The following is a 20906-nucleotide window of genomic DNA, read 5'->3' as shown; positions in this document are numbered from 1 at the left end:
GCGGGTCTGTTTCGATCCCCCGCCAAACGGCTACACTTCGCGCCGATCGTCGGCGTACACATTTAGGAGAATCATGACTGACATCAAGCTCAATGCTGTCGAGCGCACCGAATTCGGTAAGGGCGCAGCGCGTCGTCTGCGGCGTGCCTCCCAGATTCCAGCCGTGCTGTACGGCCATGGTGGCGAGCCGCACCACATCACACTGCCAAGCCACGAGACATTCCTTGCGCTGAAGCACTCGAACGCCCTGTTCGACATCCAGGTCGACGGCAAGAGCACGCTTGCAATTGCTCGTGAGGTTCAGCGGCATCCGGTATCGCGCGATATCGAGCACGTTGATCTTGCAATCGTTACCCGCGGCGAAAAGGTCGAGGTCGACGTCACGGTTCATGTCACCGGCGAGGCCGCTCCCGGTACCCTGGTCAGCCTTGAGTACCAGGCGCTCACCGTTTCGGCAGATGCCACGAAGCTGCCTGAGGGCGTCGAGGTATCGGTTGATGGCCGCCAGGTCGGCGACCAGATCCACGCCTCCGATGTTGTTCTGCCGACCGGCGTTGAACTGGTGACCGATCCTGAAATGCTGGTGATCAACGTCACCGCGCAGCCGACCGCTGAGCAGGTCGAAGCCGAGCTTGAGGAAGCCGAGGCTGAAGCCGGTATCGAACACGATGCTCCTGAGTCCGAAGAGTCAGCCGAGGATGACGAGGCTGCCAAGGACGAAGAGTAGGATCTGTTCGCGAGTTAGAACGGACGCATCGTTTCGGTGAATGATTCCTGGCTGATAGTCGGGCTCGGTAACCCCGGGCCCGACTATTCTGCTACCCGGCACAACGTCGGCCAGATGGTGCTCGACGAGTTGAGTCGGCGGATCGGCGCCGGGTTTCGCAGTCATAAGGCTCGCGCCCAGGTGGCGGAGGGCCGGCTCGGTGTCGGACCCGGGGGAGTGCCGGGGCCGAAAGTGATCCTGGCGAAGCCGTCGACTTTTATGAATGTTTCCGGCGGCCCGGTGGCCGCGCTGGCGAAGTTCTTCTCGAAGGATCCAGCGCAGCTCATCGTTGTCCACGACGAGCTGGATATCCCGTTCGATCAGATAAAGCTGAAAACCGGCGGCGGTGACGGCGGCCACAATGGTTTGAAAGACATAACGAATGCGCTCGGAACCAAGGACTATTTGCGGGTCCGGGTCGGCATCGGTCGTCCGCCCGGCAGGATGGACGCGGCCACGTACGTGTTGAAGCCGTTCTCAGGAACGGAGCGCACCGAGCTTCCGATGTTGCTGGTGGATGCCGCGGACGCCGTCGAATTGCTGGTTTCCGACGGTCTGGTAGCCGCCCAGCAGAAATTTCACGGCCGGACCGCGGGCTGAGCAAAATGCTCGCCGCGCCAGGTCACCCGGCTGCGCCGAGCACCTTCGGCGCCGAGCGTCGATAGAGCAGCCAGGCGGCCACTACTCCACCGATCGCGCCAAACAGGTGTCCCTGCCACGACACGCCGAACTGCCACGGCGCCAATCCCTGCAGCATCGCGCCGCCGTAGACCAGCCCGAGTATCACCGCGAGCACGAGCCAGCCAAGCCGGTGCGGTGATTTAGGTGCGAAGAACGCCCTGGCGATCAGATAAGCGAAATAGCCGAACACCAGTCCGCTTGCGCCAACTGTCAATGTTCCCGGAACCGCGACGAGCCAGGTGCCGAGGCCGCCGACCAGCGCGATGATCGCGGTCGCTGTCCAGAATCGGCGACCGCTTTCCCAACAGATCAGCGCACCGAGAATCAGGAACGGCACTGTGTTCGAGAGCAGGTGGGGCCAGCCGGCGTGCAACAGCGGAGCAGTCAGGATTCCGAGCATTCCGGGTACGCTCCAGGACAACAAGCCTAGCCCGGTGAACGTGACGAACGGCAGGACGAAGTCGACGAAGTGAATCAGCCACATTGCTGCCAGCAGGATCACGACGGGTGACAGGCGTCGCAGTATCGGCCGGTGGGTACCTGTTTCGCTGATACTCATCTGCCAAGAATGCCATCCGCTGCTGACGGAAGGCTGGGAACTGAGTCGTTGCTTGACCGTAGGCAGTGGATGACTCGCGGGCTGTCGGTGCAGCGGAGTAGGCTGAGCAACTGCCTCAATCGTAAAAAAGAAAAGAATTTTGCTCATATGACTTTGCGCGGTGTTCTGGAAGTTCTGCCTCGGGATGACGCCTTCGCGGCGGCCCGACGAGGTCTCGCAGACGGCGCGGCGAACGGCACGGTCAGCGCCGTGCCCGGCGTGTGGCCTGCGGTCATCTCCGCCTGGTCTGAAGACAATCCGCAGCTGATCGTCACCGCCACCGGCCGCGAAGCCGATGACGTTGCAGCCGCGCTGGGGCAATACCTGGATCCGGCCGGCATTGCGATATTCCCGTCGTGGGAGACCCTGCCGCACGAGCGCCTGTCGCCGCGATCGGACACCGTTGGACGCCGGCTGTCCGTGCTTCGCCGGCTGCGTCATCCCGAATCGCACCAGGCGCCGCTGCGCGTCGTCGTCGCACCGGTCCGCGCGGTGCTGCAACCACTGGTGAAGGGACTCGGCGAGCTGGAACCCGTTTCACTGAAAATTGGTGACGAACGCTCGCTGACCGACGTAGCCGAGGCACTGGCGAATGCCGCCTACGCCCGCGTCGACATGGTTGAACGCCGAGGCGAGTTTGCCATTCGAGGCGGCATCCTCGACATCTTCCCGCCGACCGAGCCGCATCCGCTGCGAATCGAGTTCTTCGGCGATGAGGTCGACGACATCCGTGAGTTCTCGGTCGCGGACCAGCGGTCGCTGGATTCCGCGCCGCCTTCCGTGCTCTGGGCGCCGCCATGCCGGGAGATCCTGCTGACCGACGCAGTCCGGCAGCGCGCCGCAGATCTGCTGGATAAGTTTCCGGCCGCCGCCGAGATGCTGGAACGGCTGTCGGCCGGCATCGCGGTCGAGGGGATGGAGTCGCTGGCTCCGGCGCTCGTCGACGGCATGGAGCCGTTCCTCGCGACGTTGCCGCAGGGCACCAGGGTCGTCGTCCTGCAACCAGAGAAGGTGAAAGCACGCGCGGCCGACCTGGTGTCGACCAGCGAAGAGTTCCTGGCCGCGGCGTGGAGTGGCGCGAGCGCAGGCGGCAAGGCGCCGATCGACCTCTCATCGGCCAGCTACCGCACGCTGGCCGACACCGAGGCGGCGGCGGGGGTTCTCGGCCTGCCTTGGTGGACACTCGGTGGCTTCGCGGTCGATGAGGAACTCGTGGATGAGGAAGCGCCGAGCGCCTTCAGCATTGGGGTGCGGGAGGTGCGCAGCTACCGCGGCGAGGTCGAGCAGGCGCTGGTGGACCTGAAGAACCTGACCCACGACAAGTGGCAGACCTTGGTCGTCACGGAGGGGCACGGTCCCGCTGACCGGCTGATGGAAGTCCTCTCCGAGGCCGATGTCCCGGCACGGCGGGTTGAGAACATTGATGACGCGCCGGAACCCGGTGTCGTCCTGGTCACCACCGGCGCCACCACCGGCGGTTTCATAGCCGAGGACCTGCGCCTCGCCTTTCTGACCGAGGCCGACGTGCTTGGCAAGGCAAGTGCGGTGTCCACCAAGGACATGCGGCGACTGCCGAGCCGCCGCCGCAAGATGGTCGACCCGTTGCAGCTCAGCCCCGGCGATCACGTCGTGCACGAACAGCACGGTGTCGGACGCTTCGTCGAAATGACTCAGCGGACTGTCGGGTCCGGTCAGACGAAGCACACCCGCGAGTACCTGGTGATCGAGTACGCGAGCAGCAAGCGGGGGCAGCCGGGCGACAGGCTCTACGTGCCGTCGGATTCGCTCGATCAGGTCACCCGCTACGTCGGCGGGGAGTCGCCGACCTTGAGCAAAATGGGCGGCTCGGACTGGTCCCGCACCAAGAGTCGTGCCCGGAAGGCGGTCAAGGAGATCGCCGGCGAGCTGATCAGGCTGTATTCCGCCCGTCAGGCCACCCAGGGCCACGCATTCGGCCCCGACACCCCCTGGCAGCGGGATCTTGAAGACGCATTCAACTACATCGAGACCCCCGACCAGCTGACCACGATCGATGAGGTCAAGGCAGACATGGAGAAGACGGTGCCGATGGACCGTCTGATTTGCGGCGATGTTGGTTACGGCAAAACCGAGATCGCTGTCCGTGCGGCATTCAAGGCGGTACAGGACGGAAAGCAGGTAGCGGTCCTGGTGCCGACGACCCTGCTGGTGCAGCAACACTTCGACACCTTCTCGGAACGCTATTCCGGATTCCCGATCACTGTCGGCTCGCTCTCCCGCTTCCAGACGGAATCAGCGTCGAAGGCGGTGAAGGAGGAACTCACCTCCGGAGCGCTCGATATCGTGATCGGCACGCACCGGCTGCTGTCCGGGGAGGTCCGATTCAAGGATCTCGGACTCGTGGTTGTGGACGAGGAGCAACGGTTCGGCGTCGAGCACAAGGAAACGCTGAAGGCTTTGCGCACGAACGTCGACGTGCTGTCGATGAGCGCCACGCCGATTCCGCGAACGCTTGAGATGGCGGTCACCGGAATCCGGGAAATGTCGACACTGGCAACGCCGCCGGAGGAGCGCCATCCGGTGCTGACCTACGTCGGCGCCTATGACGAGAAGCAGGTCACCGCGGCCATCCGCCGTGAGCTGCTGCGCGAAGGGCAGGTCTTCTTCATCCACAACCGGGTGCAATCGATAGAAGCAGCCGCCAAGCATCTGAACGAGCTGGTTCCGGAGGCCAGGATCGGCGTCGCTCACGGAAAGATGAACGAGCAGCGACTCGAACAGATGATCGTTGACTTCTGGGAGAGGAAGTTCGACGTTCTGGTGTGTACCACCATTGTCGAGACCGGCATCGATATCTCCAATGCCAACACCCTGATCATCGACCGGTCCGACCGGCTGGGACTTTCCCAGTTGCATCAGCTGCGGGGCCGGGTCGGACGTGGCCGGGAACGTGCATACGCCTACTTCCTGTACCCGCCGGAAAGCGAGCTCACCGAGACCGCTCACGACCGTTTGCAGACCCTCGCGGCGCACACCGAACTCGGCGCCGGAATGCAGGTGGCGATGAAGGACCTCGAGATCCGCGGCGCCGGCAACCTGCTCGGCGGCGAACAATCCGGGCACATCGAAGGCGTTGGATTCGATCTGTACATCCGCCTGGTCGGAGAAGCTGTGGCGAACTTCCGCGGTGACGTGCCGGAGCCGGAACAGGAGGTGCGGATCGAACTGCCGATCAACGCCCACCTGCCGCACGAGTACGTTCCGCACGAGCGGCTGCGCCTCGAGGCATACCGGAAATTGGCCGATGCAGGGGAAGACAAGGCGGTTCAGGAGGTGCTGGACGAACTTGTCGACCGCTATGGACCGATCCCGGAACCGGTGGCCAACCTGGCCGCCGTCGCCCGGTTCAGGGTGCACGCCCGGAAGGCGGGGCTGAGCGATATCGTCGCGCAGGGCAATTTCGTCCGGATGGCGCCGGTCGAGTTGCGCGACTCGCAGGCGATGCGGCTTAAGCGGCTGTACCCGAAGACCCTGATCAAACCGGCGGTTCGTTCCATCCTGGTACCGAAGCCGAAGCAGCGCGGTTCCGGGCTGGCCCAGACCGACCTCTATGACATTGAGCTGCTGGACTGGGCCAGGGACCTCATCGATGGGGTCCTGCTCGATGACGTTTCGGCCGCCGCCACTACCGGCACGTCGGGCGCTCGGACGGCACGCAGTTCCGGATCACTAGACTGAGCCGAGTGAGAGACAAATCGGGTACGTCGTTCATGGATCTCGTCGGCACCATGGACCGGCTCCGCTCGCCCGGCGGGTGCCCCTGGGATCGAGAACAGACCCACATCAGCCTGCTGCCTTACCTGATCGAAGAAAGCTACGAGCTGGTTGAGGCCGTGGAGAGCGGCGACCGCGAGCACATCGTGGAGGAACTCGGCGATGTGCTGCTGCAAGTCATCTTTCACGCCCGGGTAGGGCAGGACGCCCAGGACGCCTTCGACATCGATGATGTCATCGCAGCGATCTCGGCCAAGCTGCGACGTCGTCACCCGCACGTGTTCGAGCGTCAGCCGGGTGGACCCGAGGTGACCACCGCAGCGCTCGAGAACGGGTGGGAAGCGCTTAAACAAGCCGAGAAGCCCGAACGGGAGTCCGTTTTCGACGGCATTCCGCAAGCACTACCGGCGGTGAGCCGGGCGCAGAAGATACTCCGGAAGGCCCAGCGCACCCAGTTGGACAGTAATCCGGGGTCAGGTACTACCGAAGGTACAGCGTCCCGCGGCGAGCGAATGCTCGCAATTATCGCCGAGGCGGAGGCGGCCGGCGCAGACGCGGAATCCGAACTGAGGGAGACGATCCGGATCGAGGAAGCACGATTGCGGGTTCGGGAGTACGACGCGCGTCAGCGCGGGCATCAGCCGGGAGGCATTCACCAGGGGAGCGACGCATGAGCCAGCCAGAGACTTCGGACAGCCAGCACTTCGAGGTCGTGTCTTCTGACGACCCGGGCCGACGGTTGCAGATGGCCGGTACGTTCAATTTTCGCGACGTTGGCGGCTATCCGACGGCAGACGGCGGTCAGACCCGTTTCGGCCGATTGTTCCGGGCCGATGCCCTGTGCTACCTGGATGACAGGTCACGTGCCTCGTTGCACGATATCGGCCTGCGGACAGTGCTGGACCTGCGCGAAGACATTGAACGCGACAGCGCGCCGGACGCCCTGCAAGGCCTGGAGCTCAACGAGGTGCACGTCCCGGTCTTCGGCAACACCATCTACAGCGCCTCGACCGGCGACCGGCCCGACGCGACGCTGCAGGACCTCTATGCCCTGGCGCTGGAGAAGTTCGCGCCGCAGATCGTCGAGGCTGTCGGAGTGCTCGCTGCGGATGGCGCGCTGCCGGCGGTCGTGCACTGCAGCGCAGGCAAGGATCGCACCGGCATGGTGGTGGCAATCGCCCTTTCGGCAGTGGGAGTACCAGACGAATGGGTAATAGCCGATTACGCCGCCTCCGAGTCATTCCTCTCCGGGGGGTTCGTGGAGGCATTGAAGTCGAACTTCGCCCGCGCCGGGATCGTGCAAGACGTATCGAACACAGCTACGCAGTCCCCTCCGGAACTGATCCGGTACGTGCTCAGGACCGTCCGCGAGCATTACGGCTCGGTGCTGGAGTTTCTGAACCACCACGGCGTGGGGGAGAAATCGATCGACAGGCTGCGCAGCCGGCTCGTGCTACCTGCCGAGGAAGTAGCGGCCCTCGACAACCGAGGCACCGACGGCTGACAATTACGGCATATGGGCTTCTTTGCGGGACGAGACGATGACAGCAGTATCGGAGATGCTGAAACGACGTCGCGATTTGTTCGCGTTGCGGAGGGCATCCTCGATTCATGGCTTGCTGCCCATCCTGAGCAGGCGAGTCGGCTGGGCGTCCACGATTTCGATCCATTGCTCGGCGAACGGGAAGCCGGAGCTATCGTGGACCAGGCAGCTGTCATAGTCGATTCGCTCGGCGCCCTCGATGACATCGACGACACCGCGCTGTGCGATGACGACGCCGTCGACCTGGAGATCATCCGCGGCCGGATGGCATGGGAGCTGTGGGAGACGACCGAGCTGCGCACATTTGAATGGAATCCTCTGCAGCACTCACCGGGCCGGTCCATCCACGACCTGATTTTCCGTCCGGGCAGTGACCTGCCGACCCGGCTGCGCGCGCTGGCGTCCCGGCTGGAACGCTTCCCTGACGCGCTGCAGACAGCCCGGGAAACCCTGACCGATATGCCTCAGGTGCACGTCGTGGCGGCGATCGAGCAGTTCTGCGGGGCGCGCGAACTGCTCGGCAACCGGCTCGACGCCGTAATCGATCAGGCGAAGAATCAGCATGAACACAGCGCGTCCGAGTGTGGCCCGGATTCCCTAGGCAGCCTTGACCGACGCCGACTGGACGATGCACGTGACGAGGCAGCCGCGGCGCTCGCGGACCATGAGCGCTGGCTGATCGATGAACTGCCCCACTCGCACGGCGATCCCGTGCTCGGCCCCGAGCGTTTTTCGGCCCGGCTCTGGTACGCACTGGACAGTACGCTGACCCCGGATGCCGTGCTGACCAGGGCAGAAAGCGACCTGATCGCCACGGAAGAGCTGCTTGCGGAGCTGAGCGCGCGTCGCGGAGTCAGCGATCCCCGCGAGTTGCTGGCGGCGCTTCGTGAAACGGGTCGTTCACCGCATGTGCTCAGTATGCTCCGCGATCAGCTCGCCGCCTCGGAGGCGCTCACGGCGGGGCTAGGCATTGCCACCGTGCCGGATGACCCGCGCGATGTGATGTGGACCCCGCCGAGCTACTTCGGCAGCGGCGACACCGTGAGCGTTCCCGGTTCGCTCGATGACGACGTGGACGCGCTGACCGCGGTGAGTTACCTGATGATTGACGGGGTTCCCGATCAGCTGTCCCTCCGGGAGGCGGACGAATACTCTGAACAGCTCGGCGAACTCTCTCTTGCGAGCTACGCCGCACGGGAAGGCGTGCCAGGGCGATTGATGCAGCAGGCTTACGCCCGGCGGTATCGCGGCCACACCAGGGTGCGCTCGGTGTTTCCGTCGGCAAGCTTCAGCGGCGGCTGGGCCGTCTACGCCGAGGAGGCGCTGGCCGCGTTACGGATGGAACGGCAGCCGGAGCTCGCCTGGGAGGCAGAGCTGCTCAGTGTCATCGGCAAGCTCGGCGTGATCACTGATGCGATCGTCGATATTCGGGTGCACGCCCATGGCATGACGGAAGATGAGGCGCTGCGCCTACTGGTGGAGCGCGGCTATCGCAGCAAACCGGTGGCGAAGGCTCGCTGGCGTCAGGTTCTGCTGAATTCAACCGAGCTCACTTCGCCGTTCGCCGGCTACACCGAACTTGTCGACCTGCTCTCGACGGTGACATCCGGCACGACGATGAGCGATGACGTCCGGGCCGGGATTCACGACGAGGTGTTGTCGCATGGAACGCTGGCACCCCGTCATCTGGCCGCCCTGCTGATCTAGCCGGTGCATTAGGGTAGGTCGTGCGTGTGCAGATGCCACGCACGCCGAAAGACTTTCATAAGCTAAACGTCAAGGAGTCCATAAGTGGCCAGTATTGAAGCCGTTGGTGCCCGCGAGATCCTCGATTCGCGCGGCAACCCCACCGTCGAAGTAGAAGTCGCGCTTGACGACGGAATCCTTGCACGGGCGGCGGTTCCGTCGGGCGCCTCCACGGGCGCCTTCGAAGCAGTGGAACTGCGAGATGGCGATCCGAAGCGATACCTGGGCAAAGGAGTCGAAAAGGCGGTTGACGCTGTCCTCGACCAGCTCGGCCCGGCCATCCTGGGCTTCGATGCCCACGAGCAGCGGCTGATCGACCAGGCACTGCTCGAAGTGGACGGAACCGACAACAAGTCCTCCGTCGGCGCCAACGCCATCCTCGGCGTATCGCTTGCCGTCGCCAAGGCCGCTGCTGACTCCGCGGAATTGCCGCTGTACGGCTACCTTGGTGGCCCGAACGCCCACGTGCTTCCGGTCCCATTGATGAATATCCTCAACGGCGGCTCCCACGCGGACTCCAACGTCGACATCCAGGAATTCATGATCGTGCCGCTTGGCGCGGAGACGTTCAGCGAGGGCCTTCGCTGGGGCGTGGAAACGTACCATGCGCTGAAGTCGGTGCTGAAGGAGAAGGGCCTGGCCACCGGCCTCGGCGACGAGGGCGGATTCGCACCTAACCTCGGCAGCAACCGGGAGGCTCTCGACCTGATCCTGGTGGCGATCAAAAACGCCGGCTACACGCCCGGCCGTGACATCGCACTCGCGCTCGATGTGGCCTCCTCGGAGTTCTTCAAGGACGGAAGCTACGAGTTCGAAGGTCAGACCCGCAGCGCCCAGGAGATGTCCGCCTACTACGCCGAACTCGTCGAGGCGTACCCGCTGGTCTCGATCGAGGATCCACTCGACGAGGATGACTGGTCGGGCTGGGCAATCCTCAATGCCGAAATCGGCGCAAAGGTCCAGCTCGTCGGCGACGACCTCTTCGTCACGAACCCCGAACGTCTGTCCCGGGGCATCGAGGAGCAGGCGGCGAACTCGATCCTGGTGAAGGTCAATCAGATCGGCTCGCTGACCGAGACCCTCGACGCAGTTTCGATGGCGCATCGCGCCGGTTACTCGACGGTTATCTCGCATCGCTCCGGCGAAACCGAGGACACCACGATCGCCGACCTTGCGGTCGCCACAAACGCGGGCCAGATAAAGACCGGTGCACCGGCCAGGTCCGAGCGGGTTGCCAAGTACAACCAGTTGCTTCGGATCGAAGAAGAGCTCGACGACGCGGCCCGCTACGCAGGACGCGCCGCATTCCCGAGGTTCAAGGCATAACGGATCAGGGCGCGGCACACTTGTACTAGTGTGCCGCGCCTTCCTGTCAACACCCGCGCGGCCGGTGAGGTGAATTATGGGCAAACAGGTTCCAGCCAGCCCGCGTCGTCCAGCGACCCGAAAAACAGTTTCAGCTGCCCGAAAGCCGGCGCCCGCGGCACGAAAGACGCCGAATGCGGCCGGAGTCAGCCGTCCCAGGGCGGCGTCCCGGGATCGAATCATCGATGATCCGCCGCAGGATCCGACCCGCAAAGGCCGGCAGCTGTCCGGCCGCACTATCGCCTTCTGTGTCGTTCTTCTGCTTCTAGCCCTGCTTTTTGCGCCCGCCGTCCGCTCCATGGTCAGCCAGCAGCAGCAGATTGCCGCGCTCGAAAAGGACATCGCGGCGAAGGAGAAGACAGTTCAGGGGTTGCGCGAAGAACGCGCCAACTGGGACGACCCGGACTACGTCCGCGCGCAGGCTCGAAAACAGATCTACTACGTCATGCCCGGAGAAAAGGGCTACATAGTGCTCGACGAGCAGGACGAGGAAGCGCTAAAGACGGACGACAAGGTCAATGACGGTAAAGTTGCCCTGCCGGATAAAGAAAAATCCTGGTACGTCGGGCTGTGGGACTCGGTGACGCGGGCGGGGACGGAAGACCCTGTCGAGGACACCAGATAACGCAGCGGTTCTTCGACATCGTCGTACCCAGAAATGTCGTCAGACCCAGAAAGTTGGAGCGCACCATTGGCTGAGTCGCTGCGCCGCGATGATCTTGAAACGCTTGAGGCTCAACTCGGGCGGATTCCGCGAGGTGTTGTCGGCATCGCCGCCAGATGCCGATGCGGTAAGCCGCTGGTTGTGACCACGGCGCCGCGGCTGGATGACGGTACGCCGTTTCCGACCACCTACTACCTCACCCATCCCGCGGTCACCGCCGCTGTCTCGCGCTTGGAAGCGAATGGTGTGATGGCAGAGATGTCCGGCCGGCTGCTCGAGGATCAGGAGCTGGCCGCCAGGTACCGGCATGCGCACGAGGCTTACCTCGAGGCGCGCCGGCAGGTCGGCCAGGAGAGCGGGGTAGGCGAGGTGCCGGAGATCGACGGCATTTCAGCCGGTGGCATGCCTGTCCGGGTGAAATGCCTGCACGTGCTTGTCGGGCACAGCCTCGCCGCCGGCCCCGGGGTGAATCCACTGGGAGACGAGGCGATCGAACTGATCAGCGATGACTGGTCGGCCGACCGCTGTCACTGCGAGTAAGCCGCGTCCCGTTTTCGCTATCGCCCCGGCGAAAGGTCCGGCAGTTTCGTAATGCCGAACCGGCGGCTTAGCGCCAGCTGCGCGGCGTAGAGCCCGGAAAGGCCGTGCACCGCGGGGCCCGGGGGAGTCGACTGTGATGCGAGGAAGACATCGGGCATCGGCGTGGCCCACGGAGTCGGCGAAACCACCGGTCGCTTGATCATCTGCCAGATGTCAGGCGCGCCGGCGGAAAAATCGCCGCCGATGTAGTTCGGGTTGTGGGCCTCGAGATCGGCCGCGGTGCGAACGCTGCGGGCGAGTACCAGATCCCGGAAGCCTGGGGCGAACCGTTCGATCTGCCGCTCGACGGCATCTCCCATGTCCACTGTCGATCCGCGCGGAACATGCGTGTAGCTCCACAGTGTGTGTTTGCCGGCCGGCGCCCGGGTTGAGTCGAACGTGCTCGGTTGGGAGGCCAGAACGTACGGCCGTTCCGGATGCCGCCCGGCCTTGACCTCAGCCTCGGTGAAGGCCATTTCATCTCGGGTATTTCCGAGATGGATAGTGCCCGCCTCGCGCACCCGTTCGTCGGACCATGGCACCGGGCCGGAGAGTGCGAAGTCAACCTTGCAGGCGGCATTTCCGTATCGGAAGCGGCGTAATGCATTGCGGTATCCGGTCGGCAACCGGTCGCCGGCTATCCGAAGCAATGCCTGCGGAGTCAGGTCCAGCAGCACAGCGGTTGCCTTGTCCAGCTGATCCAGCGTCTCGACCATCTGACCGGTGACGATCTGGCCGCCGTGGGCCCGGAAGTCCTCAGCCATGGCGTCGATGATCGATTGTGAACCGCCGACCGGGATCGGCCAGCCGCGATCGTGCGCCTGCATCGCGAGCATTAACCCGCCCCCAGAGGGGGCCAGTGAAGGGAGCGGCCCCATCACGTGCGTACTGACGCCGGTGAGCAGCGCGGGGGCGACGGTGTCCTTGAACCTCAGATTCCAGGCCGCCGTGCCCTGTTCGAGTGCCCGGAGGCCGAATCGCATGGTGGTGATCGGATTCCTCGGCACCTGCAGCAACTGGGACATCGTGAAGCGTGACACGGCCCGCGACTCGGCCAGCAGAGGACCCAACAGGTTTCGCCAGGCCCTGCCGTCCACACCTAGGCCTTCGACTGTGCGATCCAGTGAGTGATAGGCGATGCCAGCCGGTCGGTTGTCGAAGGGATTGGCGTAGGACATCTCCGGGATCACGAGTTCGATCCGCTCCCGCAATCCGAATGCCTGGAAGAACGGTGAGGCAAGTGCCTGGGGGTGTACGGCAGAGCACACATCGTGGCGATAGCCCGACAGAGTCAGCTCCTCGGTACGGGCGCCGCCGCCGAGCTGATCGCTGCCCTCGATCAGCTGTACCGCGAGCCCGGCCCTGGCCAGGGTGACTGCGGCCGCCAGTCCATTTGGTCCGGCGCCAACCACAATTGCGTCAAAACTCATACCCGCATCGCCTCCACGGCTCAAGTGTGCCATGAGCCGCGATGCCATCAGCCACGGCGCCGCGTTGCCTTTGGCCGTGCTTAGACGGCACAGTTATCACATGACCCGTGTAGCCGCCTTTGACTGTGGAACCAATTCGCTTCGTCTGCTGATCGCCGATATCCGGCCCGGGCAGGACGTCGTCGAACTCGACCGCCAGATGCGGGTGGTCCGGCTCGGCCAGGGGGTGGACGCCACGGGCGGGTTTGTGCCCGAGGCGCTTGAGCGCACCTTCGCTGCGACCGAGGAGTACGCCGCGCTGGCGAAAGAACACGACGTGCAGAAGATGCGCTTCGTGGCTACCTCGGCCACCCGGGATGCCAACAACCGTGAGGAATTCCTGACCGGGATCGTCAAGCGGCTCGGCATCGAACCGGAAGTCATATCCGGCGACGAGGAGGCTCAGCTGTCGTTCCTTGGCGCGACGCTCGGCCTGCAGCCGCGCGCGCAGGGTTCGGAAAAGAACTCCGACACCGGATCGCATCAGGGTGCGGAGGTTCCGCCGCCATACCTGGTTGTCGACCTGGGCGGCGGGTCGACCGAACTCGTACTCGGCGACAACGATGGGGTCATTTCCTCGTTCAGCATGGATATAGGTTGCGTGCGGATGACGGAACGTCACCTGCGCAGCGACCCGCCGACCGAGGCGGAGATCGCCGCGGCGACGGCCGACATCGATGCCGCACTGGACGAGGCAGCGCTCACTGTCGACATTTCACGCGCGCAAACCCTGGTCGGGGTCGCAGGCACGATCACCACAGTCACCGCTCACGCACTTGGCCTCGATCATTACGACCGATCGAGAATTCACGGCGCATCCCTTCTGGCTCCGCAGGTGCTGGATGCCTGTTCGGACCTGTTGCAGATGCCCCGTGACGAACGGGCCGCGCTGCCCTACATGCATCCTGGCCGGGTCGACGTCATCGGCGGGGGTGCGCTGGTCTGGCAGCGAATAGTCAGCCGGGTGACCGGGCAGACCGGCATCACCAACGTCGTTGCCAGCGAGGAAGACATCCTTGACGGCATCGCCTGGAATCTGGTTGTCGGCTGACCATGGCGCCGCCCCGATCTGTGCTGCGCCACCTGCGGGATCTTCGGCCGCTCACCGTTGCGCTTACCACGCTGGCAGTGACCGGACTGGCATTCGGCGGCGGCATCACACCGGCGGCGGCAGACCCGGTCCGGGACCGGCAATTCTGGATCGATGACTACAACATCGACGAGGCCTGGCAGATCAGCCGGGGCGAAGGCGTCAAGGTCGCCGTCATCGATTCCGGGGTGTCGGCACATGAGGACCTGAAGGGTGCGGTCGTCGGCAGCCGGGATTTTTCCGGGACCGGGCACAATGGCAAGGAGCCGATCGGCTCGAAAGCCAGCAAATTTCATGGCACTGCGGTGGCCGGCGTCGTGGCCGGACGAGGTCATGGCGACGATGCCGGGACGATTGGCGTCGCACCGGAGGCCGACCTGCTGTCGGCGTCGGTGTGGCTAGGGGACGGACTGCCCAGGAACGCGGTGCCGCAGCGCAAGCAGGTCGCCGATGCGGTGCGCTGGTCCGTCGATTCCGGCGCCAAGGTGATCAATCTGTCGCTTGGCTGGAACGACCCCTCGTGGCCGGAAAGCTGGGACGATGCATTCCAGTATGCCGCTGATCGTGACGTGGTCGTCATTGCTTGTGTCGGCAACCGCTCCCAGGGCGCCAGGCAGGCCTGGTCGCCGTCCACGGTGCCCGGGGTGGTTGGGGTAGGCGGCCTGACCCAGACCGGCAAGGTCGCCAGGGCGGAGACGGCGCCCGGGATCGCGGTCAATCTGATGGGCCCAGGCGAGGACATGGCGGTGCCCTGGTACACCGGCGGATATGGCACCGCGGATGGAAGCTCGTTCGCCTCGCCATTTGTCGCCGGCGTGGCCGCGCTGATCCGCTCGGCGTACCCCGAGATGTCGGCGGCGGACGTCATCAACCGGTTGTACCGGAGCGCAGACCCGGTTAAGGGTCACAAAGGCCGGTCGTCGGAGGACAAGCCGGAGCCGACTGTGGGCTACGGCCGGGTGGATCCTCTGGAGGCTCTTGAAAGCGATGTCGCGAAGGTCGGCCGCAATCCGGATGGCTCGCTGAAGGACTGGATTGCGATGCACAGGAAAGCCGAATCGACTGAGCCCGAGGAGCTGGGAGGCAACGCCAAACTGGAGTCGGATGCCGACGTTTCCGATCGGCCGGACGACAAGCCCAGCAGTGACGCCCAGTCCACGGAGGCGGCAAGACTAGGACCACCCCCGCAGAGCGGCGCCGGCCCTGTCGCTTTGATCGGCTTCGGTACGGCGCTGGTGCTGGTCGTCTCCGGAGGCATTGTCACCTCCCGTCGGATCCGTCGGGGCCAGGGCAGAACCGGCGACTGATCTCATCTGCCGACCCCCTCGTGAAAATTTTCACAAGCGGCGATATCATGAAGTTATGGCTCTGATTAGAAACAGCACACTACGCCCGCGCATCCTCGTCGTCGGAGGAGGCTACCTCGGCTTCGTCACCGCCCGCAGGTTGCAGAAGTCGCTTGACCGGGGCGAGGCGACGATCACCGTCGTCGACCCCAACCCTTACATGACCTACCAGCCATTGCTGCCCGAGGTCGCCGCCGGCTCGATCGAACCGCGCCACGCAGTCATTCCGTTGCGCCGTCACCTTCGCCGCAGTGAGGTGGTGACCGGCAAGGTCACCCGGATCTCGCATGCCGACCGTCACGCAGTGATCGAGCCCGAGCTTGGCGAACCATTTGAGCTCGACTACGACCACATCGTGCTCGCTTCCGGCTCGGTCCCGCGCACCTTGCCAATTCCTGGCCTGGCCGAGGAAGCCATCAGCTTCAAGCGGATCGAAGAGGCCGTGGCCCTGCGCGACCGCATCCTGAGCCGCCTGGACGATGCCGCCGTGATCGAGGACGACGCCGAGCGCCGGAAGGCCCTGACATTCGTCTTCGTCGGAGGCGGATTCGCGGGTATCGAGTCCCTTGCCGAGCTGGAAGACATGGCCCGCCAGGCGGTTGCCCGTTACGACACGTTGACCGAAGCGGATCTGCGCTTCGTGCTGATTGAGGCGATGGCCCGCGTGATGCCGGAGGTCGGCGAAGCCCAGGCGCGCTGGGTGGTCGAAAGCCTGCGTGCCCGCGGCGTGGACGTCTACCTGGAAACCTTCCTGCAGGATTGCACCAACAAGCACATCAAGCTGTCGAACGGCGAGGAATTCGACGCCGACACCATCGTGTGGAACGCCGGCGTGAAGGCCAACCCGCTGCTGATCGATTCCGATCTACCCCTCGATGACCGCGGCCGGATCCGGGCCAGGGCCGACCTGCGCGTCGAGGACGACAACGGCGTGGTCGAGGGTGCGTGGGCGGCCGGCGACAACGCCGCTGTTCCTGACCTGAGTGGCGGGGGAGTCGGCGGTTTCTGTGTGCCGAACGCCCAGCATGCAGTTCGCCAGGCCCCGGTCCTGGCTGGCAACATCACCAAGGCGCTGCGTGGCGGATCCGACTTCGTGCAGTACTCGCACAAGTCGATCGGTACGGTCGCCGGTCTCGGCGTCTACAAGGGTGTCGCGCAGATCGGCTCCTTCGAGGCACGCGGAATTCTCGCCTGGGCGATGCACCGCGGATACCACGGCATGGCCGTTCCGACCATCGAGCGCAAGGTGCGGGTGTTCGCCAACTGGTTCCTCGGCATCCTGCTCGGCCGGGATGACAGCCAGTTGGTAGACCTCGCCGAGCCCCGCAAGGCATTCGCCGAGGCAGCCGACTCGAAGCCGCTGCCGAAGAAGCCCGAAGCGAAAGCGGCCGAGGCGAAGAAGTCGGAGCCAAAGAAGGCTGAGGCGAAGGTCAAGGAAGCGGCAGCCAGGGCCAGCTAGCCTGGCCTAAGCGGTCTTCCGCCGAAGACGAGATAGCTCCGTCGCAACTAGTGTGATGTGATGGAAACGGTGTTGCGTCATCTGGTGCTCCCGGTAGCCCGGGAGCACCAGATTTCGCTCAGGCGGAGGTCCGCTCCGCCTACGCCCCAGTAGCCCAATCGGCAGAGGCAGCAGACTTAAAATCTGCAAAGTGTGGGTTCGAGTCCCACCTGGGGCACCTAAAATCGCTCTGACCTGCAGCGATATCCACTCGGTTAACCCGATGTTCTCCCGAATCTCCCCCAAGAGGACGGAAACTCCACGCTTTGAGGGCCAGCCGTTGCCCGTACCCTCTGTTATTCGCGACTGCGAGGTCCTTGCGCTCGCCGGCCGATCAAGTAGACGCAGGCTCCGGCACATGCAGATGCGCTTTTCTTCTCTGGGGCGTATAGGCGAAAGTCGCGAGCTCTGTGCAGGAACGCGCCTGAATGCGCGCGCGGACTGGCCGCGAGCTCGCGCTCTTTGTCCGCGTCAGCCAGCGCCAGCCGGCCAGACCTCGCGCCAGCCAGCGCGGTATCCGATGCATTGTCGCCGCCCGGAGGTACTATGCCGTAAGCGGATTCTGTCACTCCGCGCACGAGTTCGAACGTCTCACTGAGAGGGGAGTGGCGTTCAGCCAATTCAATCAGCGACGACTCTGGTAACCCGGCCGGCGCCGTGAGAAACAACACAGGCAGCGCCGGCGGTGGCGAGAATCACCACGCCTCACTTTGTGTCAGCTACAAAATCGGACTAGGGTCTTACGAGGTTATATAGGCACGAACGTCAATACGATGATGAGAGCGCGGATGAGTTCAAAGAAACCGAATACGCAATCAAAGCTTGCCAAGGCGGCGCTTGCCGCCAGAACGAAAGGCGATATTAAACAGGCAGCGGCCTCCACGAAAGGAACTCTTGACTGGGTGGTCTTCGGTGTCACCGGTGTTATAGCGATCGCCTTCGTTATCTGGGGCTTCATGTCGACGGGCAGCCTTTCGGCATCGTCGGGCGGCGCGCAGTCCTGGGTAATCAAAAATGGCGGCTGGTTCTTCGTGGCGGCCGCAAGCCTTTTCGTCATTTTCGTGATCTGGCTTGCCGCCAGCAAGTACGGCAAGATCCCACTCGGCGCTGACACCGAGAAGCCTGAATTCAAGACTGTGTCATGGATTGCCATGATGTTCAGCGCTGGCATGGGAATCGGCCTGATGTTCTTCGGCGTGGCTGAGCCGCTGAGCCATTACGCTTCGCCTCCGCCCGGAACAACAGAGGCGCAGACCGATGCAGCCCTGCAAACCGCGATGGCCACCACGATGTTCCACTGGGGTCTGCACCCCTGGGCCATCTACGCGGTTGTCGGAATCGCGATTGCTTACGGCACCTTCCGCAAGGGACGTCCGCAGCTGATTTCGGCCGCCTTCTTCCCGTTGCTTGGCAAGAAGAGCGAGGGCGCAATCGGCCGGGTGATCGACATCCTCGCCATCTTCGCGACGCTCTTTGGCTCCGCTGCATCGCTCGGCCTTGGTGCCCTGCAGATCGCCGGTGGCATCCAGTTCAACGGCTGGGCGGGCGAAGTGGGCACGCCGATCCTGGTGATCATCATCGCCATTCTGACCATGGCCTTTGTCGCCTCTGCCGTGTCCGGCGTGGCGAAGGGCATTCAGTGGCTGTCCAACATCAACATGGTCCTGGCGCTTGTGCTTGCTGTGTTCGTGTTCGTCGTCGGCCCCACCCTGCTGATCCTCAACCTGTTGCCGACCGCGCTGGGCGACTACTTCGACCAGATGATGGAAATGGCATCCCGCACAGGGGCCAGCGGTGGCAGTGAGATGGACGCCTGGCTCTCGAGCTGGACCGTCTTCTACTGGGCCTGGTGGATTTCCTGGACGCCGTTCGTCGGCATGTTCATTGCCCGGATCAGCCGGGGACGCACGATCCGTCAGTTCGTCACCGGCGTGCTGCTGGTGCCGACCCTGGTGAGCCTGGTCTGGTTCGCGGTGTTCGGCGGCGCGGCCATCGACACACAGCGCAAGTTCGGCGACCTGGTGCCCGAAGGCGGCGTGGACTCGAACACAGCGCTCTTCCAGATGCTGGATCACTTCCCGCTCGCGGGCGTGACCACCGTGCTGGTGATGCTGCTGGTGGCCATCTTCTTCGTCTCCGGCGCGGATGCCGCATCGATCGTGATGGGCTCGCTGTCCGAACGCGGAAACATCGAGCCCAGGCGGGCCACCGTGGTGTTCTGGGGTGTGCTCATGGGCGCGGTCGCCGCGATCATGCTGATCGTCGGCGGTGGTGGCGGAGACGCCCTCAATGGCCTGCAAGCACTGACAACTGTGGTGTCTCTACCGTTCGTTGTCGTGATGGTGTTGTTGTGCGTCGCGCTCTATAAGGAGCTGAGCAAGGATCCGATCGTGCTGCGCGAACAGATGGGTTCCGACCTGGTCGAAGAGGCCGTTGTCGCGGGTGTAACCGCGCACGGAGAAGACTTCGGCCTGGTGACCAGGTCGTCATCCGGGGTCAGGCTGACCCCGTCCGAGCGTGAAGCGCCGGGCCCGGATGGTTCCTGGGAACCTGATTCAGACGGCCGCGGCGAGTGGAGCAGCCACCGCGGTGAAGAAGTTCCGGAAGAAAAACACTAAGTAGTAACGAAGGGGTGTGGGCCATCGGTCCGCACCCCTTTGTCATGCCCGCATTACGGCCATCACGTCCCGGAACGCGGCCTTTCGGGTGTTGTCGGTTCTCAGGATGCCGAACCTGTCACTTCCGCCATAGTCCTTGAACTCATAGGCGATTATCGCCATCGGATTCGCCGCCTTCAATGAGGCAATCGTGGGCGGCAGGTACAGACGCTGGCTGTGCCCGTTCCAGGCGCCAGTCGTCTGCAGTCCAACTTCGGCAATGATGACTGGTTTGTGATAACGAGTGGCGATCCGGTCTACCCGGGCTGGGAGGATGACGATCGCGTCAAGACTGTCGGCCGGATAGGTGTCGAGGGAAACGACATCGAGCAGGTTCACCAGCCGGTCCAGAAATGTGTTCCACCGCAGCTCGTTCCTTCGATCCGGCGGATAACCATAGGTATTGGTGGTCAGCATGATGCCTGGGTGCTCTGCCTTGATGCTTCGATTGGCCACCTCTAACATCTCGGCAAGCTCGTCCAGATAGGCCTGGTAATCCTTCGCGGACAGGTCCGAGACATCGGCGTGAGTCCGGTAATGGCTTACGTCCGCCTCGTTGTAGACCTGCCACACCGAAACCATCTCGCCAAAACGTTGCGAGATTCCGGCCCAGTAGTCCGACATGATCTTAATATGCGTGGCCCGCGGCGTGTTCTCGCCTTCTTCGCCGTCGACTGTGCCCAGCAGGATCCGCAGACCCCTGCCGTGCGCATAGCGAATCGCCTCGTCGTAGACGGCGAGTGCCGGCTCGCTCCAGATGATCGTTCCATCGCCGCCGGCATCCATGACCTCGAAACCGACGATGCCGAACCGCACCCACGGCTGCTGATTGTCCACCAATAGATCCACGCCGGCTTTGAAGTTCTCGAGAGTGTGGACGGGGTCGGACGCCGATACCGGAAGCATGAAGCCGAACTCGGTTCGCAACGTCTTTTTCTGGAAGCTCCAGCTCGGCCGGGACGAGAGTTCCTGGACCAGTCGGGGGTACTGCTCGGGTTTCAGTTTTCCGGCGGCCTCTGATTTCAACGCGAGGTCAATCGCATCAATAAAGGAATTGAAGTCGTCTCCGGGCGCGGCAGCGCGGTTTATCATCAGCCTGTCTACGACATCGCTCATCCCGGCCCCGGTCCTTTTCCATGGCTATGGCGGAA

General features: G+C 63.8%; 15 protein-coding genes, 1 tRNA gene and 1 pseudogene. 14 read left to right on the top strand and 3 right to left on the bottom strand.

Annotated features, from left to right (window positions below; translation table 11 throughout):
- Positions 1 to 73 precede the first annotated feature (73 nt).
- Positions 74 to 727 carry a 50S ribosomal protein L25/general stress protein Ctc gene (locus LWF01_RS11610; RefSeq protein WP_349637552.1) on the top strand — a complete coding sequence of 218 codons (654 nt, stop codon included), beginning with the start codon at positions 74 to 76 and terminating at the stop codon, positions 725 to 727.
- Between the two features lie 36 nt (positions 728 to 763).
- The gene (gene pth / locus LWF01_RS11605) at positions 764 to 1366 is read left to right on the top strand and encodes an aminoacyl-tRNA hydrolase (RefSeq protein WP_349637551.1); all 603 of its coding nucleotides are present in this window, start codon (positions 764 to 766) and stop codon (positions 1364 to 1366) included.
- 22 nt (positions 1367 to 1388) lie between these two features.
- Here the strand turns inward: pth and LWF01_RS11600 are convergent, their stop codons facing one another.
- Positions 1389 to 2006: a rhomboid family intramembrane serine protease gene (locus LWF01_RS11600; protein ID WP_349637550.1), complete on the bottom strand. Its 618-nt coding sequence runs from the start codon at positions 2004 to 2006 to the stop codon at positions 1389 to 1391.
- 147 nt (positions 2007 to 2153) lie between these two features.
- Between LWF01_RS11600 and mfd the strand changes: the two genes are divergently transcribed.
- The 7 genes and pseudogenes from mfd to LWF01_RS11565 form a co-directional block, all read left to right on the top strand.
- On the top strand, positions 2154 to 5762 hold the full coding sequence (mfd, locus tag LWF01_RS11595; RefSeq protein ID WP_349637549.1) for a transcription-repair coupling factor: 3609 nt from the start codon (positions 2154 to 2156) through the stop codon (positions 5760 to 5762).
- Between the two features lie 5 nt (positions 5763 to 5767).
- Complete coding sequence (locus LWF01_RS11590; protein WP_349637548.1) at positions 5768 to 6472, top strand: nucleoside triphosphate pyrophosphohydrolase; 705 nt, start codon at positions 5768 to 5770, stop codon at positions 6470 to 6472.
- Positions 6469 to 7302 (top strand): tyrosine-protein phosphatase, encoded by an 834-nt coding sequence (locus LWF01_RS11585; RefSeq protein WP_349637547.1) that lies wholly within the window; start codon positions 6469 to 6471, stop codon positions 7300 to 7302. The genes LWF01_RS11590 and LWF01_RS11585 overlap by 4 nt, the downstream gene beginning before the upstream one ends.
- 12 nt (positions 7303 to 7314) lie before the next feature.
- Positions 7315 to 9048, top strand: coding sequence for a DUF885 family protein (locus LWF01_RS11580; protein WP_349637546.1), 1734 nt, complete (start codon positions 7315 to 7317; stop codon positions 9046 to 9048).
- A gap of 84 nt (positions 9049 to 9132) precedes the next feature.
- Positions 9133 to 10413 (top strand): phosphopyruvate hydratase, encoded by a 1281-nt coding sequence (gene eno, locus LWF01_RS11575; RefSeq protein WP_349637545.1) that lies wholly within the window; start codon positions 9133 to 9135, stop codon positions 10411 to 10413.
- Positions 10414 to 10489: 76 nt separating this feature from the next.
- Complete coding sequence (locus tag LWF01_RS11570) at positions 10490 to 11077, top strand: FtsB family cell division protein (protein ID WP_349637544.1); 588 nt, start codon at positions 10490 to 10492, stop codon at positions 11075 to 11077.
- A gap of 33 nt (positions 11078 to 11110) precedes the next feature.
- Positions 11111 to 11653: pseudogene (locus LWF01_RS11565) on the top strand (DUF501 domain-containing protein); the annotation flags it as partial.
- A 20-nt stretch (positions 11654 to 11673) separates the two neighbouring features.
- Here the strand turns inward: LWF01_RS11565 and LWF01_RS11560 are convergent.
- A complete protein-coding gene (locus LWF01_RS11560) occupies positions 11674 to 13125 on the bottom strand; it encodes a phytoene desaturase family protein (protein ID WP_349637543.1) in 1452 nt (483 codons plus the stop codon).
- A 100-nt stretch (positions 13126 to 13225) separates the two neighbouring features.
- Here LWF01_RS11560 and LWF01_RS11555 point away from each other — a divergent pair, with 100 nt between their 5' ends.
- The 5 genes from LWF01_RS11555 to LWF01_RS11535 all read left to right on the top strand — a co-directional run bounded on the left by LWF01_RS11555 (position 13226) and on the right by LWF01_RS11535 (position 19716).
- Positions 13226 to 14215 (top strand): Ppx/GppA phosphatase family protein, encoded by a 990-nt coding sequence (locus LWF01_RS11555; RefSeq protein ID WP_349637542.1) that lies wholly within the window; start codon positions 13226 to 13228, stop codon positions 14213 to 14215.
- Between the two features lie 2 nt (positions 14216 to 14217).
- Positions 14218 to 15561, top strand: a complete 1344-nt coding sequence (locus tag LWF01_RS11550; RefSeq protein WP_349637541.1) for a S8 family serine peptidase — start codon at positions 14218 to 14220, stop codon at positions 15559 to 15561.
- A 55-nt stretch (positions 15562 to 15616) separates the two neighbouring features.
- Entirely contained in the window at positions 15617 to 17059 is a 1443-nt protein-coding gene (locus LWF01_RS11545; RefSeq protein ID WP_349637540.1) for an NAD(P)/FAD-dependent oxidoreductase, read from the top strand.
- A gap of 143 nt (positions 17060 to 17202) precedes the next feature.
- Positions 17203 to 17276: transfer RNA gene (locus LWF01_RS11540), tRNA-Leu, on the top strand.
- Between the two features lie 610 nt (positions 17277 to 17886).
- On the top strand, positions 17887 to 19716 hold the full coding sequence (locus LWF01_RS11535) for a BCCT family transporter (protein WP_349637539.1): 1830 nt from the start codon (positions 17887 to 17889) through the stop codon (positions 19714 to 19716).
- A gap of 42 nt (positions 19717 to 19758) precedes the next feature.
- Here the strand turns inward: LWF01_RS11535 and LWF01_RS11530 are convergent, their stop codons facing one another.
- Positions 19759 to 20871: a glycoside hydrolase family 113 protein gene (locus tag LWF01_RS11530; protein ID WP_349637538.1), complete on the bottom strand. Its 1113-nt coding sequence runs from the start codon at positions 20869 to 20871 to the stop codon at positions 19759 to 19761.
- Positions 20872 to 20906 lie beyond the last annotated feature (35 nt).

Origin of the sequence: Saxibacter everestensis, from assembly GCF_025787225.1 — a bacterium.
Taxonomy (GTDB): domain Bacteria; phylum Actinomycetota; class Actinomycetes; order Actinomycetales; family Brevibacteriaceae; genus Saxibacter; species Saxibacter everestensis.
This window is presented reverse-complemented; position numbering and strand designations above follow the sequence as displayed.

Excerpts from the sequence above, each read along its gene's own strand:
- LWF01_RS11555 (WP_349637542.1), top strand. The coding sequence starts at position 13,226 with ATGACCCGTGTAGCCGCCTTTGACTGTGGAACCAATTCGCTTCGTCTG.
- LWF01_RS11530 (WP_349637538.1), bottom strand. The coding sequence starts at position 20,871 with ATGAGCGATGTCGTAGACAGGCTGATGATAAACCGCGCTGCCGCGCCC.
- LWF01_RS11535 (WP_349637539.1), top strand. The coding sequence starts at position 17,887 with ATGAGTTCAAAGAAACCGAATACGCAATCAAAGCTTGCCAAGGCGGCG.
- mfd (WP_349637549.1), top strand. The coding sequence starts at position 2,154 with ATGACTTTGCGCGGTGTTCTGGAAGTTCTGCCTCGGGATGACGCCTTC.
- LWF01_RS11550 (WP_349637541.1), top strand. The coding sequence starts at position 14,218 with ATGGCGCCGCCCCGATCTGTGCTGCGCCACCTGCGGGATCTTCGGCCG.
- LWF01_RS11570 (WP_349637544.1), top strand. The coding sequence starts at position 10,490 with ATGGGCAAACAGGTTCCAGCCAGCCCGCGTCGTCCAGCGACCCGAAAA.
- LWF01_RS11585 (WP_349637547.1), top strand. The coding sequence starts at position 6,469 with ATGAGCCAGCCAGAGACTTCGGACAGCCAGCACTTCGAGGTCGTGTCT.
- LWF01_RS11560 (WP_349637543.1), bottom strand. The coding sequence starts at position 13,125 with ATGAGTTTTGACGCAATTGTGGTTGGCGCCGGACCAAATGGACTGGCG.
- LWF01_RS11545 (WP_349637540.1), top strand. The coding sequence starts at position 15,617 with ATGGCTCTGATTAGAAACAGCACACTACGCCCGCGCATCCTCGTCGTC.
- LWF01_RS11610 (WP_349637552.1), top strand. The coding sequence starts at position 74 with ATGACTGACATCAAGCTCAATGCTGTCGAGCGCACCGAATTCGGTAAG.
- LWF01_RS11600 (WP_349637550.1), bottom strand. The coding sequence starts at position 2,006 with ATGAGTATCAGCGAAACAGGTACCCACCGGCCGATACTGCGACGCCTG.
- LWF01_RS11580 (WP_349637546.1), top strand. The coding sequence starts at position 7,315 with ATGGGCTTCTTTGCGGGACGAGACGATGACAGCAGTATCGGAGATGCT.